At 72.3% G+C, this 15778-nt stretch carries 17 protein-coding genes; 13 read left to right on the top strand and 4 right to left on the bottom strand.

Going from position 1 to position 15778, the window contains the following annotated elements; translation table 11 throughout:
* Positions 1-37 precede the first annotated feature (37 nt).
* Genes PV410_RS02950 through PV410_RS02940 form a run of 3 tightly spaced genes read left to right on the top strand, consistent with a single transcriptional unit; the run spans position 38 to position 2814 of the window.
* Complete coding sequence (locus PV410_RS02950; protein WP_500322090.1) at positions 38-721, top strand: TetR/AcrR family transcriptional regulator; 684 nt, start codon at positions 38-40, stop codon at positions 719-721.
* Positions 722-774: 53 nt separating this feature from the next.
* Positions 775-1971, top strand: a complete 1197-nt coding sequence (locus PV410_RS02945; protein ID WP_500322089.1) for an alpha/beta hydrolase — start codon at positions 775-777, stop codon at positions 1969-1971.
* Between the two features lie 54 nt (positions 1972-2025).
* The gene (locus tag PV410_RS02940) at positions 2026-2814 is read left to right on the top strand and encodes a DUF4429 domain-containing protein (RefSeq protein ID WP_500322088.1); all 789 of its coding nucleotides are present in this window, start codon (positions 2026-2028) and stop codon (positions 2812-2814) included.
* On the opposite strand, the gene PV410_RS02935 is transcribed toward PV410_RS02940, so the two are convergent.
* Positions 2775-3794: an aldo/keto reductase gene (locus PV410_RS02935; protein ID WP_500322392.1), complete on the bottom strand. Its 1020-nt coding sequence runs from the start codon at positions 3792-3794 to the stop codon at positions 2775-2777. The genes PV410_RS02940 and PV410_RS02935 overlap by 40 nt on opposite strands.
* Positions 3795-3799: 5 nt before the next feature.
* The gene (locus PV410_RS02930; protein ID WP_500322087.1) at positions 3800-4261 is read right to left on the bottom strand and encodes a MerR family transcriptional regulator; all 462 of its coding nucleotides are present in this window, start codon (positions 4259-4261) and stop codon (positions 3800-3802) included.
* Between the two features lie 61 nt (positions 4262-4322).
* Between PV410_RS02930 and PV410_RS02925 the strand changes: the two genes are divergently transcribed.
* Positions 4323-5141, top strand: a complete 819-nt coding sequence (locus PV410_RS02925; RefSeq protein ID WP_500322085.1) for a serine hydrolase domain-containing protein — start codon at positions 4323-4325, stop codon at positions 5139-5141.
* On the opposite strand, the gene PV410_RS02920 is transcribed toward PV410_RS02925, so the two are convergent.
* On the bottom strand, positions 5113-5835 hold the full coding sequence (locus PV410_RS02920) for a cache domain-containing protein (protein ID WP_500322084.1): 723 nt from the start codon (positions 5833-5835) through the stop codon (positions 5113-5115). The two genes, PV410_RS02925 and PV410_RS02920, sit on opposite strands and share 29 nt — an antisense overlap.
* Before the next feature lie 46 nt (positions 5836-5881).
* A complete protein-coding gene (locus tag PV410_RS02915; RefSeq protein ID WP_500322083.1) occupies positions 5882-6628 on the bottom strand; it encodes a FadR/GntR family transcriptional regulator in 747 nt (248 codons plus the stop codon).
* A gap of 107 nt (positions 6629-6735) precedes the next feature.
* Here PV410_RS02915 and PV410_RS02910 point away from each other — a divergent pair, with 107 nt between their 5' ends.
* From PV410_RS02910 to fabF, 9 genes are all read left to right on the top strand, one after another.
* Positions 6736-7824: an ABC transporter ATP-binding protein gene (locus tag PV410_RS02910; RefSeq protein WP_500322081.1), complete on the top strand. Its 1089-nt coding sequence runs from the start codon at positions 6736-6738 to the stop codon at positions 7822-7824.
* Entirely contained in the window at positions 7815-9014 is a 1200-nt protein-coding gene (locus tag PV410_RS02905; protein WP_500322080.1) for an ABC transporter substrate-binding protein, read from the top strand. The genes PV410_RS02910 and PV410_RS02905 overlap by 10 nt, the downstream gene beginning before the upstream one ends.
* A gap of 7 nt (positions 9015-9021) precedes the next feature.
* A complete protein-coding gene (locus PV410_RS02900; RefSeq protein WP_500322079.1) occupies positions 9022-9921 on the top strand; it encodes an ABC transporter permease in 900 nt (299 codons plus the stop codon).
* Positions 9922-9931: 10 nt separating this feature from the next.
* On the top strand, positions 9932-10747 hold the full coding sequence (locus PV410_RS02895; protein WP_500322391.1) for an ABC transporter permease: 816 nt from the start codon (positions 9932-9934) through the stop codon (positions 10745-10747).
* Between the two features lie 65 nt (positions 10748-10812).
* On the top strand, positions 10813-12012 hold the full coding sequence (locus PV410_RS02890) for a PucR family transcriptional regulator (RefSeq protein WP_500322078.1): 1200 nt from the start codon (positions 10813-10815) through the stop codon (positions 12010-12012).
* 101 nt (positions 12013-12113) lie between these two features.
* A complete protein-coding gene (locus PV410_RS02885) occupies positions 12114-13049 on the top strand; it encodes an ACP S-malonyltransferase (protein WP_500322077.1) in 936 nt (311 codons plus the stop codon).
* 15 nt (positions 13050-13064) lie between these two features.
* Positions 13065-14096, top strand: a complete 1032-nt coding sequence (locus PV410_RS02880) for a ketoacyl-ACP synthase III (RefSeq protein ID WP_499511704.1) — start codon at positions 13065-13067, stop codon at positions 14094-14096.
* A gap of 73 nt (positions 14097-14169) precedes the next feature.
* Positions 14170-14415 carry an acyl carrier protein gene (locus PV410_RS02875; RefSeq protein WP_326576364.1) on the top strand — a complete coding sequence of 82 codons (246 nt, stop codon included), beginning with the start codon at positions 14170-14172 and terminating at the stop codon, positions 14413-14415.
* A 64-nt stretch (positions 14416-14479) separates the two neighbouring features.
* The gene (gene fabF / locus PV410_RS02870) at positions 14480-15739 is read left to right on the top strand and encodes a beta-ketoacyl-ACP synthase II (RefSeq protein ID WP_499511705.1); all 1260 of its coding nucleotides are present in this window, start codon (positions 14480-14482) and stop codon (positions 15737-15739) included.
* Positions 15740-15778 lie beyond the last annotated feature (39 nt).

The following is a 15778-nucleotide window of genomic DNA, read 5'->3' as shown; positions in this document are numbered from 1 at the left end:
CGCAAGTATCGTGGTGCCCCCTGGAGGTGGACGGCAGATGAAGCACGCGATGCGCGCGACGCCCGTGTGCGGACTGCGCGAGCGCAAGAAGCAGCGGACGCGCGACGCGCTCATACGGGCCGCGATCGAACTGTTCGTCCTCAAGGGGTACGAGCGCACGACCGTCGACGAGATCGCCGCCGAGGTGGAGGTCTCGCAGCGCACCTTCTTCCGCTACTTCGCCGGCAAGGAGGAGGTCGCGCTGGCGCTGGAGGACAGCGTCGAGGAGGCCTTCGTCACCGCGGTGGCCGAGCGGCCGGCCGGCGAACCGCCCTTCGTGGCGCTGCGCGCGGCGCTGGACGATTCCTGGCACAGCATCAGCGCCGTCATCGCCGCCGTCGTGCCGCTGTCCACGTACATGGCGATGTACCGGGTGATCGAGTCCACGCCGCCGCTGCTGTCCGCCCAGATGCGCCACTCGGCGCTCGTCGAGGAACGGCTCGCCTCGGTCATCGCCGCCCGCGAGGGCCTGGACCCTGCGGACCCGCGACCGCGGGTCCTGGTGGCGGCCGTCGGCGGGGTCATCCGGGTGGCCCAGCGGCTGTGGGGCGACGGTGACGAGACCAGCGTGGAGTCCATCCGCCGGATCACCGAGGAACACCTTGACCTGCTGGTCCCGGTCCTGGCACAGCCGTGGGCCGAACACCAGGGTGTGTCCGGAATCTCCTTGTTTCAAACGTGACTTGGGTCACGGGGTGCGCAGGGGATCTCCGGCGTCTCCTAGGGTGTCCCCCAGTGAACCTCGTCGACGAGCGCTTCAGCTCCCCCTCCCTGCGCGCCCTCCTGGCCCTGGCCGTGGTCTTCGTCATGCTGGCGACCACCGGCTGGACCGCGCTGCGCCACCACAAGGGCGGCGGGGACGCGCTGGCGGTGGCCACGGCCGCGTGGCGGCACGGCTCGGTGGGCGGGCGTCCGCTCCCCGACCCCCAGGCGGCCCCCGGCGTCATCGCGCGCTTCTTCGCCTCGGTCGGGCCGGACGGGGCCAAGCGGCTCGCCGTCCGCTACCCGCTCGTCGTCGGCAACCTCAACGGCGCCCCGATCGCCCTGCGTTACCAGGCCAACCGGCGCTCGCTCGGCACGGCCCGCGCCCAGGAGACCGCCCGCTCGCACAGCTCCCTGCTGACCGCCGAGGGCCGCCAGGACGCCGCGCAGCGCGCCGAGCGGTACGCCTCCCTGCTCGACGGCGGCCGGCAGATCCTCGCCTTCGACCCCACCGGCCGCGGCCGGGCCGCCGAGGTCTTCGGCGACCTCGGCACCGCCGAACGGGTGTCGCTCGTCGTGCCCGGGGTCGACACCGACGTGCTCTCCTTCGAACGCGAGGACGATCCGACGCGCGCCCCCGTCGGCATGGCCCACTCGCTGTACGCGGCCGAGCACGCCGCCGCCCCGCACACGCGCACGGCCGTCGTCGCCTGGGCCGACTACACCACCCCGCAGGGCGTCGGCCTGGACGCCTCCACCGGGGAACTGGCGGAGCAGGGCGCCGTCCGGCTGGCCGCGCTGGTACGGGCGCTGCCGGCGCGCGGCAGCGTCTCGCTGTTCTGCCACTCCTACGGCTCGGTGCTGTGCGGTGTCGCCGCCCCCGACCTGCCGTCCGGCCGGGTCTCCGACATCACCGTCTTCGGCAGCCCCGGCATGCGGGTGGACAAGGCGGCCGACCTCGGCACGGCCGCCCGGGTGTGGGCCACCCGCGACAGCACCGACTGGATCGGCGACGTGCCGCACATGGAGTTCGCCGGGCTCGGCCACGGTGCCGACCCCGTCTCCCGGTCCTTCGGCGCCCGCGTGGTGACCTCCGAGGACGCCGAGGGACACGCGGGCTACTTCCGCTCCGGCACCGACAGCCTCGCCAACTTCACCAGCATCGCCCTCGGCCGCTACCCGGACGTCCGGTGCGCCGACGGCAGCCGGTGCACGGCGGACGTGGCCTAGTCCGGCCGCGCCCGGCCGGTTCCCGAAACGGCGACGCGGCCTACGATGACCCGTATGGGTGACGTATTGGCCGGATCCAACGCCGTATGGGAGTTCGATGCCGATGCGGTGCTCATCCGTTACGAGCGGGGGATGCGCAACTCGAAGCTGCTGCAGACCCTGGGGCGGCGGCGTGTCCCCTACGAGGCCCTCGCGGGCGTCGAACTGGTCCCGGGGCGGCGCGGTGCCATCGCGCTGCGCATGCTCCCGCGGCGGGGCGCCGATCCGCTGATGGAGGCCGCGAAGGGCCAGCTCAAGGAGACCGCCGACCCCTACCGCCTGGTGCTGCCCGCCGAGCGGGAACTGCTCGCCGAGTACTACGCCGGAGAACTGCTGTCCGCGATCGCGACGGCCGGCGGCGGCGCGGACGCGGAACCGGCCCCGCGCCACCTGGTGGACGTGCCGTCCGCGCCCCTGTCCTTCAAGGCGTATGACGGCAAGGCCTCCTTCGACGGCGGGACGGTGTCCTTCCGCTGGTTCTGGACGGGCGCCTCGACGGCCAAGTGGAAGGCCGGCGACCAGCACTTCCCGGTCGACGGGCTGTCCGGGGTCGACTGGCGCTCCCCCGAGATGCTCGGCGGCCACCTGCGGCTGCTGCCGCGCGACGCCGACGGCCACCGCTCCGGCAACCCCGACGACGACCCCGCGACCGTCGTGTTCGGCCTCGGGTACGGCCTCGTCCACGAGTCGCTGCCGCTGGCGGCGGCGGTCCTCGCGGCGGTCCAGCGGGCCGCGCGGACGCGACCCGCCCTGGACCGGGACGGCTACTCGCGCGCCGCCGACGTGGACGACATGTCCGGGTAGCGGTCCCCCGCGACCTGCCCGGCGATCGGTTCCAGCCATCCCAGCTCGGTCCCGTCCAGCACGATCCGGGTGGCGGCGGTGTTCTCCCGCAGGCGCTCGGCCTTGCGGGTGCCCGGGATCGGCACCACGGTCAGCCCGTGGACCTGCGCCCGCTGCTGCACCCACGCGAGGGCGATCTGGGCGGGCGTGGCGCCGTGCGCCCTCGCGACCTTGCGGAGCGGCTCCAGCAGGTCGAGGTTGCGCTTGGCGTTCTCCCCGCTGAAGCGGGGCTGGTGCCGGCGGAAGTCGTCCGCCGACAGTTCGGAGGCGTCCTGGAAGGATCCGGTCAGGAAGCCCCGGCCCAGCGGGGAGTACGGCACGAGCGCCACCCCCAGCTCGGCGGCGGCACCGGTCAGCGAGACCTCCACGTCCCGGCTGAACAGCGACCACTCCGACTGCACGGCCGTGATCGGGTGCACGGCGTGCGCCTCGCGCAGCTCGGCCCCGGTCACCTCGGACAGGCCCAGGTGCCTGACCTTGCCCGCCCGCACCAGCTCGGCCATCGCCCCGACGGACTCGGCGAGCGGCACGGCGGGGTCGCGGCGGTGCATGTAGTACAGGTCGATGACGTCCACGCCGAGGCGGCGCAGGCTGCCGTCGACGGCCTCCCGGATGTAGTCGGGGTCGTTGCGCACCCCGCGGAACCGCAGGTCGTCGGCCTTCCGCGCTATGCCGAACTTGGTGGCGAGGGTGATCTCGTCCCGGTGCGCGCGGACGAAGGGGGCGAGGTACTCCTCGTTGGCGCCCAGGCCGTACACGTCGGCGGTGTCGAAGAGCGTGACCCCGAGGTCCAGCGCCGCTTCGAGGGTGGCACGGGCGGCGGCCTCGTCGGTGGGGCCGTAGAACTCGCTCATGCCCATGCAGCCCAGGCCCTGCACGCCGACCAGGGGGCCGTCGGTGCCAAGCGTGACCTTGGCGATCGGTTCGTTGTTGTCGCTCATGCCGTTCATGCCCTCTCCGACGCCCGGCGGGCGTCAGCGTAGGTGTCGATCTTGTGGTCGAGGACCGCGAGGGTGTCCTGCAGCTCGGCGATCCGCCGCAGCACGTCGCGCCGGGTCGACTCCAGCAGCTCCTGGCGCTGGGGGAAGGTGTGCTCCCCCAGCCGCACCAGCTCGGCGTAGCGGACCATGTCCGCGACCGGCATCCCGGTCAGCCGCAGCTTGCCGACGAAGCCCAGCCAGTCGAGGTCGCGGTTGGTGAAGCGGCGCTGCCCGGTGTGGGAGCGGTCGACGTGCGGCATCAGCCCGATCCGCTCGTACCAGCGCAGGGTGTGCGCGCTCAGCCCGGTGAAGGCCGCCACCTCGCTGATCGTGTAGCGGTCCCGGCCGTCCGGGAGGGGGTGCCGCGCCTCGTCGGCGCAGCTGCGTACGCTGCCGGGCTTGCTCTTGGCCACCTGCGTCACGGTCATGGGCTCCACGCTAAAACCCTGGAGTGCACTCCAGGCAAGGCCATTCGTTAGGCTCACGCCCATGCGGAGCCTGAACAGCCTGAGCGCGATCGAGAACTGGCCTGTCCCGACGGCCGCGGCGGCGGTCGTCCGCCGCGACGGCACGGTCCTGGGAGCGTACGGCGAGACCGGGCGGCGCTTCCGGCTGGCCTCGGTGACCAAGCCGCTGTCGGCCTACGCGGCGCTGGTCGCGGTCGAGGAGGGCGCGGTCGAGCTGGACGAACCGGCCGGCCCCGAGGGCTCGACCGTACGGCACCTGCTCGCCCACACCTCCGGCCTCGCCTTCGACGAGCACCGGGTGATGGCGGCCCCCGGCACGCGGCGGATCTACTCCAACGCGGGCTTCGACGCGCTGGCGGACCACATCGCCAAGGCCACCGAGATCCCCTTCGCCGAGTACCTGCGGCAGGCGGTGCTGGAGCCGCTCGGCATGCACGCCACCGACTGCCCGGGCTCGGCCGGCGCGGGCGCCGTCTCCACCGTCGACGACCTGGTCCGCTTCGCCGCCGAGCTGCAGGCACCGCGGCTGCTGGCCCCGGGGACCGTCGCCGCGGCGACCTCCGTCGCCTTCCCCGGCCTCAAGGGCGTGCTGCCCGGCTACGGCGGCCAGAACCCCAACGACTGGGGCCTGGGCTTCGAGATCCGGGACCACAAGTCCCCGCACTGGACGGGCGCCTCGTCCTCCCCGCGCACCTTCGGCCACTTCGGCCAGTCCGGCACCTTCCTGTGGGTCGACCCCGACGCCGGCGCCGCCTGCGTGGTCCTGACGGACCGTGACTTCGGCGAGTGGGCCCTGCCGTTGTGGCCGGCGCTCACGGAGGCGGTGCTGGCAGAGCTGTGACCAGCGTCAGCGGGATCGGTCCGCAGGACCGTCCGCTGACGCTGCGCAGGAGCGAGCCGGCCAGGTGCCGGGGGTCGGTGGAGGCGGCGACCCGGCCGCGGGCGTTGACCAGGGCGGCCGGGGCGGGCAGGCGGCGCAGCAGGGGCAGCACGGCGGCCTCGAAGTGGCGCAGGTAGACGTCCGCGGCGGCGACGCCGAGGAAGCGGCCGCCGTGCTGGACCGGCACCGACAGGGTGAGGCTGTACTCGTCGGAGCACAGGTAGTCCACGTACGGTCCGGCCACGGCGCGTTCGCCGGTGGCGCGGGGCAGGGCGAACCAGTCCCAGTGGGTGTAGTCGGAGTAGGCCGAGGTGCCCGGGTCGAGGTCGGGCAGGAGCGGCCGCAGCCCGTCCTCCCCGTGGTTCTGCCACCACTCCAGCCAGGCCGGTACGTCGCCGAGCAGCCCGGGTTCCGCGATGAAGCCGATGCCGGAGATCAGGTCGTGCCGGCGCCGCAGCCGCTCGTGCAGCAGCGGGCGCAGGGCTGCGAGGTCGGCGGTGGTCGGGGCCCGGCCGGCGGCACGGACCGCGGCGATGGCGGTGGTGCGCTCGGCGACCTGGGCGACGGCGGCGAAGACGTCCTCCAGGGTGCCGCGGACCCGGTCCACGACGTCGGCGACGACGCTGTCGACCAAGGCGGTTGAGCTGACGGCCACGGCGGCTGCCTCCGGTGCGGGAGGACGGGTGGTGCGGACGCCCGGGTCAGCCGGTGACGGTCAGACGCAGTCCGATCAGACGCCCCATCGCGTCCTGCACCCGCCGTTCGGCCAGGGACCGGGCCAGCTCCGCGTCGCCGTCGCGCACGGCGCGGAGCAGCGCGCGGTGCAGCTCGACGACCGCCGCGCGGGCGTCGTCCTCCCCGAGTGCGAGACAGATTAGCGCTCCGATCTCCGCCTGGATACGGATCTCCTCCTTGGTGAGACGGGCCGACTGGGCGGCCGCGGCGAGCTCCACGTGGAGCCTGCCGTAGACGCGGCCGCGGGCGGCGAGGTCGTCGGCGGCCTCGAACTCCTCCAGGGAGCGTTCCAGCGGGGCGAGGTCCGCGGGCTCGGTGCGCCGGGCGGCCAGCCGGGCGGCGGTGCCGGCGACGGCGGCCCAGTGGTCGGCGAGGTCGCGCAGTTCCTCGGTGCTCCAGTCGGCCAGCCGGTGGCCGAGCCGGGCGGTGCGCGGCTGGTCGGGGGCGGTGACGAAGCTGCCGCCGCCGCGGCCGCGGCGGGTGGTGACCAGTCCCTGCTGGCGCAGGGCCATGAGGGCCTCGCGCAAGGTCACGGTGGAGACACCGAGGCGGGTGGCGAGCTCGCTCTCACCGGGGAGCTGCTCGCCGTCGGCGAGCAGGCCCAGTTCGATGGCGTCCGCGAGGCGCCGTACGACCGCGTCGACCCGGGCGAGGTTGCCGACCGGCGCGAAGACGGCGTGCAGTGCGCCATTCGAAAGTTTGCTCACCCGCACACCTTCTCACTTGGGGAAAGTTTTACCCCGGCCAGGCCTTGTCCTCTGAAATATAACTTCATAGGTTTCCGGTCAATGCTCCAGCCGAAGAGAAAGGTTCCCCGCCGATGGAGGGAACGGCCAAGGAAACGGGCACCGGGACGCCCGCGATACGCCTGCGGGACCTGCGCAAGTCCTTCGGCCAGGTGCACGCGGTCGCCGGGGTGGACCTGGAGATCGCCGACGGCGAGTTCTTCTCGATGCTGGGCCCCTCCGGCTCCGGCAAGACCACCGTGCTGCGGATGGTCGCGGGTTTCGAGGCCCCCACCGCCGGCACCGTGGAGCTGGCCGGCCGGGACGTCACCCGGCTCGCCCCCTTCGAGCGGGACGTCAACACCGTCTTCCAGGACTACGCGCTCTTCCCGCACATGACGGTGGAGCAGAACGTCGGCTACGGCCTGAAGGTGCGCAAGGTGCCCAAGGCGGAACGGACCGAGCGCGCCCGCGCGGCGCTCGCCTCGGTCCGGCTGGAGGGGTTCGGCGGGCGCCGTCCGGCACAGCTGTCCGGCGGCCAGCGGCAGCGGGTCGCACTGGCCCGCGCCCTGGTGGGGCGTCCCCGGGTGCTGCTGCTCGACGAGCCGCTGGGGGCGCTCGACCTCAAGCTGCGCGAACAGATGCAGGTCGAACTGAAGGCGATCCAGCGCGAGGTGGGCATCACCTTCGTCTTCGTCACCCACGACCAGGAGGAGGCGCTGACCCTCAGCGACCGGATCGCGGTCTTCAACGGGGGCCGGATCGAGCAGGTCGGCACCCCCGCCGAGGTGTACGAGCGACCGGCCACGCCCTTCGTCGCCGGCTTCGTCGGCACCTCCAACCTGCTGACCGACGACACCGGGACCTACAGCGTCCGCCCGGAGAAGATCCGCCTGCTGGGCCCCGGCGCTCCCGCCGGCCCCTCGGACGCCCCGGACGCCCCGGACGACGGGCTGCGCACCGTCTCCGGCACCGTCGCCGAGGTCATCTACCTCGGCGACACCACGCGCTTCCTGGTCGACCTCGACGAGGGCGGCCGGCTGACCGCCCTGCAGCAGAACCAGGAGACCTCCTCGGCCGACGTCGCCGCCTACCGGGGAACCCGTGTCCGCCTCCAGTGGCACCGCCGACACAACGTCACCGTCCAGTCCCCCCACCCGGAAACGGAGTCCACGTGCGTCTGACCCGTGCCCTCGCAGCCTGTACCGTCCTGGCCCTGGCCACCGCCTGCGGCGGGTCGTCCTCCCCCGGCAAGGGCGCCGGCGCCTCCGGCGGCGCCTTCACCCCGCCCAAGCTCAGCGCGCCCAAGGCCCTGGGCAAGACCGAGGGCGCGGTCAACCTGATCGCCTGGGCCGGCTACGCCGAGGACGGCTCCAACGACAAGTCCGTCGACTGGGTCACCCCGTTCGAGAAGGAGACCGGCTGCCAGGTCAACACCAAGGTGGCGGGCACCTCCGACGAGATGGTCAGCCTGATGAAGACCGGCCAGTACGACGCGGTCTCGGCCTCCGGCGACGCCTCGCTGCGCCTCATCGCCTCGGGCGACGCGGCGCCGGTCAACACCGACCTGGTCCCCAACTACAAGGACGTCTTCGCCAGCCTGAAGATGCAGAAGTGGAACTCGGTGGACGAGGTCGCCTACGGCATCCCGCACGGCCGCGGCGCCAACCTGCTGATGTACCGCACCGACAAGGTCTCCCCGGCCCCCACCTCCTGGTCGGCGGTCTTCGACGAGGCCTCCCCCTACAAGGGCCACGTCACCGCGTACGACTCCGCCATCTACATCGCGGACGCCGCGCTCTACCTGATGAAGACCAAGCCGGAGCTGGGCATCAAGGACCCGTACGCGCTGGACCAGAAGCAGTTCGACGCCTCCGTCACCCTGCTGAAGGAGCAGAACGCGGACGTCGGCGAGTACTGGAGCGACTACCTGAAGGAGATCTCCGCCTTCAAGAGCGGCGACTCCGTCATCGGCACCAGCTGGCAGGTCATCGCCAACCTCGCCAAGGCCGAGAAGGCGCCGGTCGAGGCGGTCCTGCCGAGCGAGGGCGCCACCGGCTGGTCCGACACCTGGATGGTCTCGGCCAAGGCCCAGCACCCCAACTGCGCCTACAAGTGGCTGGACTGGATCGTCTCGCCGAAGGTGAACGCCCAGGTCGCCGAGTGGTTCGGCGAGGCCCCGGCGAACGAGAAGTCCTGCGCCCTGACCACGGACAAGAACCACTGCACGGTCTTCCACGCGGCCGACGAGCCGTACTGGAAGCAGGTCCACTTCTGGAACACGCCCATCCCGCAGTGCCTGGACGGCCGCACCGACGTCCGTTGCGTGCCCTACGCCAAGTGGGTCCAGGCCTGGACCGAGATCAAGGGCTGAGCCACCCGTGACGACCCCGTCCACCCCGTCCACCACGACGAGCGGCTCCCTCGGGCGGCGGCTGGCAGGTTCCCTGCACCGCCGCCCGCGGCTGCGGCTGTCGCTGCTGCTGTCCGCCCCTCTGCTGTGGCTGGTCCTCGCCTACCTGGGCTCGCTGGCCGCGCTGTTCCTCTCCGCATTCTGGACGACCGACGCCTTCACCTCCGACGTGGTCAAGGTCTGGAACACGGACAACTTCCGCACCGTCCTCACCACGGGCGTCTACCGGGACGTCGCCCTGCGCAGCCTCGGCGTCGCCGTCGCGGTGACGGTCATCGACATCGTCATCGCCTTCCCGATCGCCTTCTACACCGCCAGGGTCGCCGCCCCGCGGTACCGGCACCTGCTGGTCGTCGCCGTGCTCACCCCGCTGTGGGCCAGCTACCTGGTCAAGGCGTACGCCTGGCGGATCATGCTCTCCGAGAACGGGCCGCTGGACTGGGCGCTGAGGCCGCTCGGCCTGGACGGGCCCGGCTACGGCCTGCCCGCGACGATCATGGTGCTGGCCTACCTGTGGCTGCCGTACATGATCCTGCCGGTCCACGCCGGGCTGGAGCAGCTGCCGGCCAGCCTGCTGGACGCCTCCGCCGACCTCGGGGCCCGCACCTGGCGCACCTTCCGGTCCGTGGTGCTGCCGATGGTGCTGCCGTCGGTCGCGGCCGGCTCGGTCTTCACCTTCTCGCTCAGCCTCGGCGACTACATCGCCGTGCAGATCGTCGGCGGCAAGACCCAGCTGATCGGCAACGTCGTCTACTCCAACATCACCCTCGACCTGCCGCTCGCCGCCGCACTGGGCACCGTGCCGGTCGCGGTCATCGTCGTCTACCTGCTGGCCATGCGGCGCACCGGCGCGCTCCAGAGTCTGTGAGGCCGTGACCATGCACCTCTCCCGTCCCGCCCGCATCGTCCTGCGCGTCGCGGCCGTGCTGGGCTTCGCCGTCATCTACGTGCCGCTGCTGCTCGTCCTGCTCAACTCCTTCAACGCCGCCCGCGGCTTCGGCTGGCCCCCCTCGGGCCTGACCCTGCACTGGTGGGCCGACGCGTGGCACAGCTCCGGCGCCCGCTCCGCGCTGTGGACCTCGGTGAAGGCGGGCCTGGGCGCGACGGCGGTCTCCCTGCTGCTGGGCACCCTGCTCGCCTTCGCGGTCTCCCGGTACCGCTTCTTCGGGCGGGAGGCGCTCTCCTTCGTCGTCGTGCTGCCGATCGCGCTGCCCGGCATCGTCACGGGCATCGCCCTGAACACCGCGTTCCGCACGGTGCTGGAGCCACTCGGCGTCGGGCTGGGCCTGTTCACGGTCGTCGTCGGCCACGCCACCTTCTGCGTCGTGGTGGTCTTCAACAACGTCGTGGCCCGGCTGCGGCGCACCTCCGGCTCGTACGAGGAGGCGGCGATGGACCTGGGGGCCGACGGCTTCCAGGTCTTCCGCGACATCACCTTCCCGCTGGTGCGCACGGCGCTGCTGGCGGGCGGGCTGCTCGCCTTCGCCCTCTCCTTCGACGAGATCGTCGTCACCACCTTCACCGCGGGCCCCGGCGTCCAGACCCTCCCCGTGTGGATCTTCGGCAACATGGCCAGGCCGCAGCAGGCACCCGTCGTCAACGTGGTGGCCGCCGTCCTGGTCGCCGCGTCGGTGATCCCGGTCTACCTCGCCCAGCGGCTGTCCGCGGACTCCGCCGCGGGAGGCCGTATCTGAGCCACGGGTGCACGGAGCCGAGGGGTCCGTGCCATGCATCCGCCCGGATAAGGCAGGCTTGTACCGTGCCAGAACCCGCGCTGAACGCATTCGACCCCGCCCGTGACCACCCCCACTCCGCCACGCTGAGGAGGCTGGAGAAGTCCTCGGGGCGCCTGGCGGCGGCCGCGATCGCGCGGATGGACGGGCAGCTGCCCTGGTACCGGGCCATGCCCCCGGAGAACCGCTCGTGGATCGGGCTGGTGGCGCAGGCGGGCATCGCGGCCTTCACGGAGTGGTTCCGCCACCCGGAGACCCCGCAGGCGATCAGCACCGACGTCTTCGGCACCGCCCCGCGGGAGCTGACCCGGGCGATCTCGCTGCGCCAGACGGTCGAGATGGTGCGCACCACCATCGAGGTCATGGAGGCGGCGATCGACGAGGTCGCCGCCCCCGGCGACGAGTCGGTGCTGCGCGAGGCGCTGCTGGTGTACGCACGGGAGATCGCCTTCGCGACGGCCCAGGTCTACGCCCAGGCCGCCGAGGCGCGCGGCGCCTGGGACGCGCGGCTGGAGTCCCTGGTGGTCAACGCGGTGCTGTCCGGCGAGGCGGACGAGGGCGTGCTGTCGCGGGCGGCGGCGCTCGGCTGGAGCTCCCCCGACAAGATCGCGGTGGTGCTGGGCACGGCACCCAACGGCGACAGCGAACTCACCGTCGAGGCGATCCGGCGGGCGGCGCGGCACGCCAAGCTGCAGGTGCTCACCGGAGTGCTCGGCGACCGGCTGATCGTGGTCGCGGGCGGCGACGGGGATCCGCTGCGGGTGGCCAGGGCGCTGATCGGGCCGTTCGCCGCGGGGCCGGTCGTGGCCGGGCCCGTGGTGGGCGACCTGCTGGCGGCGTCGAAGTCCGCGCAGGCCGCGGCGGCGGGCCTGCGGGCGTGTGCGGCCTGGCCCGACGCGCCGCGTCCGGTGCTCTCCGACGACCTGCTCCCGGAGCGGGCGATGGCGGGCGACCGACACGCCCGCGATCAGTTGGTGGAGGAGATCTACAGGCCGTTGGAGGAAGCTGGTTCGGCACTGCTTGAGACTCTGTCCGTCTACCTCGAACAGGCCTCGTCGCTGGAAGGGGCCGCCCGGATGTTGTTCGTTCACCCCAACACCGTTCGCTACCGGCTTCGACGTGTGACGGACGTCACCGGCTGGTCGCCGTCGGACGTGCGCTCCGCATTCACCCTACGTATCGCGCTCATCCTGGGCCGGCTCTCCGACTCGGGGCAGACACCGTAGATGCGATCAGGGCCTTTGTGGGACACCAACAAATCGCCCGTCGGTTCTTGGTCCCTGTCCCCACGGGCGGGGATCACCTCGCTCAAGAGAGAGTTGAAAGCGTGCTCGTACTCGTCGCTCCCGGCCAGGGTGCCCAGGCTCCCGGCTTCCTGAACCCCTGGCTCGAACTCCCCGGTGTCGCCGACCGTCTCGCCGGTCTGTCCTCGACCGCCGGACTCGACCTCGCCCACTACGGCACCAAGGCCGAGGCCGAGGAGATCCGTGACACCGCCGTCGCCCAGCCCCTGCTGGTCGCGGCCGGCCTGGTCGCGGCGGAGCAGTTGTTCGGCGACCCGGCCGCCGCGCGTTCCGCGCTCGGCGCCGTGGCCGGTCACAGCGTCGGAGAGATCACGGCGGCGGCCGTCGGCGGCGTGCTGGGCGCGGAAGCGGCGATGACCTTCGTCCGCACCCGCAGCACCGCCATGGCCCAGGCCGCGGCCATCACCGAGACCGGCATGTCGGCCGTGCTCGGCGGTGACCCGGACCTGGTCGTCGCCCACCTGGAGAACCTCGGCCTCACCCCGGCGAACATCAACGGCGCCGGTCAGATCGTGGCGGCCGGCACGGCGAAGCAGCTCGCGGAGCTGACCGCGGACAAGCCGGAGAAGGCGCGGGTCATCCCGCTGAAGGTGGCGGGCGCGTTCCACACCCACCACATGGCCCCGGCCGTGGCCGTGCTGGAGGAGCTGGCACAGACGCTGCAGGTCTGCGACCCCGCGCTGCCGTACGTGTCGAACACCGACGGCGCGGTCGTCGCCTCCGGCGCCGAGATCGTCTCCCGCCTGGTGACGCAGGTGTCCAACCCGGTGCGCTGGGACCTGTGCATGGAGACCTTCAAGGACATGGGCGTCACCGCGATCATCGAGCTGGTTCCGGGTGGCACCCTGGTGGGCCTGGCCAAGCGCGCGCTGCCCGGCGTCGCGACCCTGGCCCTGAAGACCCCGGACGACCTCGACGCCGCCCGCGCGATCGTGGCCGAGCACGGCCCCCAGGAATAAGGAGTCCCCGCAGACATGGCGAAGATCAGGCCCAGCAAGGGCTCCCCGTACGCGCGCATCATGGGCGTCGGCGGCTACCGGCCGACCCGGGTGGTGCCCAACGAGGTGATCCTGGAGACCATCGACTCCAGCGACGAGTGGATCCGCTCGCGCTCCGGCATCGCCTCCCGGCACTGGGCCGGCCCGGACGAGACGGTCGCCGAGATGTCGGTCATCGCGGCGGGCAAGGCCATCGCCGACGCGGGGATCTCGGCCGAGGACATCGGGGGCGTCATCGTCGCCACCGTCTCCCACTTCAAGCAGACCCCGGCCGTCGCGACCGAGATCGCGCACCGCATCGGCGCCGGCAAGCCGGCCGCCTTCGACATCTCGGCGGGCTGCGCGGGCTTCACGTACGCCGTGACCCTCGCCAAGGGCATGGTCACCGAGGGCAGCGCCAAGCACGTCCTGGTGATCGGCGTCGAGCGGCTGAGCGACCTCACCGACAAGACGGACCGCGCCACCGCCTTCCTCTTCGGCGACGGCGCCGGCGCGGTCATCATCGGCCCGGCCGACGAGCCGGAGATCGGCCCGACCGTCTGGGGCTCGGAGGGCGACAAGTCCGGGACCATCACCCAGACCGTGGCGTGGGACCGCTTCCGTGTGGGCGACGTCGCGCAGCTGCCGGTGGACGAGAACGGGGAGCTGAAGTTCCCCGCGATCACCCAGGAGGGCCAGACGGTCTTCCGCTGGGCGGTGTTCGAGATGGCCAAGGTGGCCCAGGAGGCGCTGGACGCCGCCGGGATCACCGCGGACGACCTGGACGTCTTCATCCCGCACCAGGCCAACATGCGCATCATCGACTCGATGATCAAGGCGCTCAAGCTGCCGGAGCACGTCGCGGTCGCCCGCGACATCGAGACCACCGGCAACACCTCCGCCGCGTCGATCCCGCTCGCGATGGAGCGCCTGCTCGCCACCGGACAGGCCAAGAGCGGCGACACGGCCCTGATCATCGGTTTCGGGGCGGGGCTCGTCTACGCCGCCACTGTCGTTACCCTCCCCTAGGCAACACTCACGCGGCGCGCACTCCCGCCCGCCGCAGCCCGTAGTAACCAGCACGAAGAAGGAGAGCGCCGCCATGGCCACCCAGGAAGAGATCGTCGAGGGTCTCGCGGAGATCGTGAACGAGATCGCCGGCATCCCGACCGAGGACGTCCAGCTGGACAAGTCCTTCACCGACGACCTGGACGTCGACTCGCTGTCCATGGTCGAGGTCGTCGTCGCCGCCGAGGAGCGCTTCGAGGTCAAGATCCCGGACGACGACGTCAAGCAGCTGAAGACCGTCGGCGACGCCGTCGACTACATCCTCAAGGCCCAGGGCTGAGCCTGAGCCACCCCTGGACGACGTGTCTGTCGCCCGCCCTTCTAGACGTGGAGAGACAATCCCTGTGAGCCCGACCAATCACACCGTGGTCGTCACCGGTATCGGCGCAACCACTCCGCTGGGCGGGGACAGCGCGTCGACCTGGGAGGGACTGATCGCCGGACGTTCCGGCGTCACCCCCCTGAAGCAGGACTGGGCCGCCGAGCTGTCGGTGCGCATCGCCGCGCAGATCGCCGTGGAACCGCTGGAGATCCTGCCCCGCCCGGTCGCCCGCAAGCTGGACCGCTCGGCGCAGTTCGCGCTGATCGCCACCCGCGAGGCGTGGGCCGACGCGGGCTTCACCGCCAAGGCCGGTGAGGACAGCTCGGTCGACCCCGACCGCCTCGGCGCGGTCATCGCCTCCGGCATCGGCGGCGTCACCACGCTGCTCGACCAGTACGACAACCTCAAGGCCTCCGGCCCGCGCAAGGTGTCCCCGCACACCGTGCCGATGCTGATGCCCAACAGCCCCTCGGCCAACGTCGGCCTGGAGGTCAACGCCCGCGCCGGTGTCCACACCCCGGTCAGCGCCTGCGCCTCCGGTGCCGAGGCCGTCGGCTACGCGTACGAGATGATCCGCTCCGGCCGTGCCGACGTGGTCATCGCCGGCGGCACGGAAGCGGCCATCCACCCGCTGCCGATCGCGGCCTTCGCCAACATGATGGCGATGTCGAAGAACAACGACGACCCGCAGGGCGCCTCCCGCCCGTACGACAAGGGCCGCGACGGCTTCGTCCTCGGCGAGGGCGCGGGGGTCGTCGTCCTGGAGTCGGCCGAGCACGCCGCCAGGCGCGGTGCCCGGGTCTACGCCGAGGTGCTGGGCCAGGGCCTGTCGGCCGACGCCCACCACATCGCGCAGCCGGAGCCCACCGGCCGCGGCATCGCCGCCGCGCTGGAGCAGCTGATCGCCGCGACGGGCCTGGACCTGGCGCAGGTCGCACACCTCAACGCGCACGCGACGTCCACCCCGCAGGGTGACGTCGCCGAGGTCAAGGCGCTCCGCAAGGTGCTCGGCGACCACCTCGACCACGTGGCCATCTCCGCCACCAAGTCGATGACCGGTCACCTCCTGGGCGGCGCGGGCGGCATCGAGACGGTCGCCACCGTCCTCGCCCTGCACCACCGGATCGCCCCGCCGACGATCAACATCGCGGAACTGGACGACGAGATCGACCCCGGTCTGGTCTCCACCGAGGCGCGGAAGCTGCCGGACGGCCCGATCGTGGCCATCAACAACTCCTTCGGCTTCGGCGGCCACAACGTCGTCCTGGCCCTCAAGGCCTGAGCCGTACCGCACCCCTGAGGGCCGGTCAGCCGCACACGC

It is taken from the genome of Streptomyces sp. PA03-5A (assembly GCF_033792725.1).
In the GTDB taxonomy this organism is placed as follows: Bacteria; Actinomycetota; Actinomycetes; order Streptomycetales; family Streptomycetaceae; genus Actinacidiphila.
This window is presented reverse-complemented; position numbering and strand designations above follow the sequence as displayed.

What these genes read in the sequence shown, in the direction of transcription:
- PV410_RS02880 (WP_499511704.1), top strand. Translation starts at nt 13,065, where the DNA reads ATGGCGAAGATCAGGCCCAGCAAGGGCTCCCCGTACGCGCGCATCATG.
- PV410_RS02930 (WP_500322087.1), bottom strand. Translation starts at nt 4,261, where the DNA reads ATGACCGTGACGCAGGTGGCCAAGAGCAAGCCCGGCAGCGTACGCAGC.
- PV410_RS02935 (WP_500322392.1), bottom strand. Translation starts at nt 3,794, where the DNA reads ATGAGCGACAACAACGAACCGATCGCCAAGGTCACGCTTGGCACCGAC.
- PV410_RS02875 (WP_326576364.1), top strand. Translation starts at nt 14,170, where the DNA reads ATGGCCACCCAGGAAGAGATCGTCGAGGGTCTCGCGGAGATCGTGAAC.
- PV410_RS02940 (WP_500322088.1), top strand. Translation starts at nt 2,026, where the DNA reads ATGGGTGACGTATTGGCCGGATCCAACGCCGTATGGGAGTTCGATGCC.
- PV410_RS02925 (WP_500322085.1), top strand. Translation starts at nt 4,323, where the DNA reads ATGCGGAGCCTGAACAGCCTGAGCGCGATCGAGAACTGGCCTGTCCCG.
- PV410_RS02895 (WP_500322391.1), top strand. Translation starts at nt 9,932, where the DNA reads ATGCACCTCTCCCGTCCCGCCCGCATCGTCCTGCGCGTCGCGGCCGTG.
- PV410_RS02950 (WP_500322090.1), top strand. Translation starts at nt 38, where the DNA reads ATGAAGCACGCGATGCGCGCGACGCCCGTGTGCGGACTGCGCGAGCGC.
- PV410_RS02910 (WP_500322081.1), top strand. Translation starts at nt 6,736, where the DNA reads ATGGAGGGAACGGCCAAGGAAACGGGCACCGGGACGCCCGCGATACGC.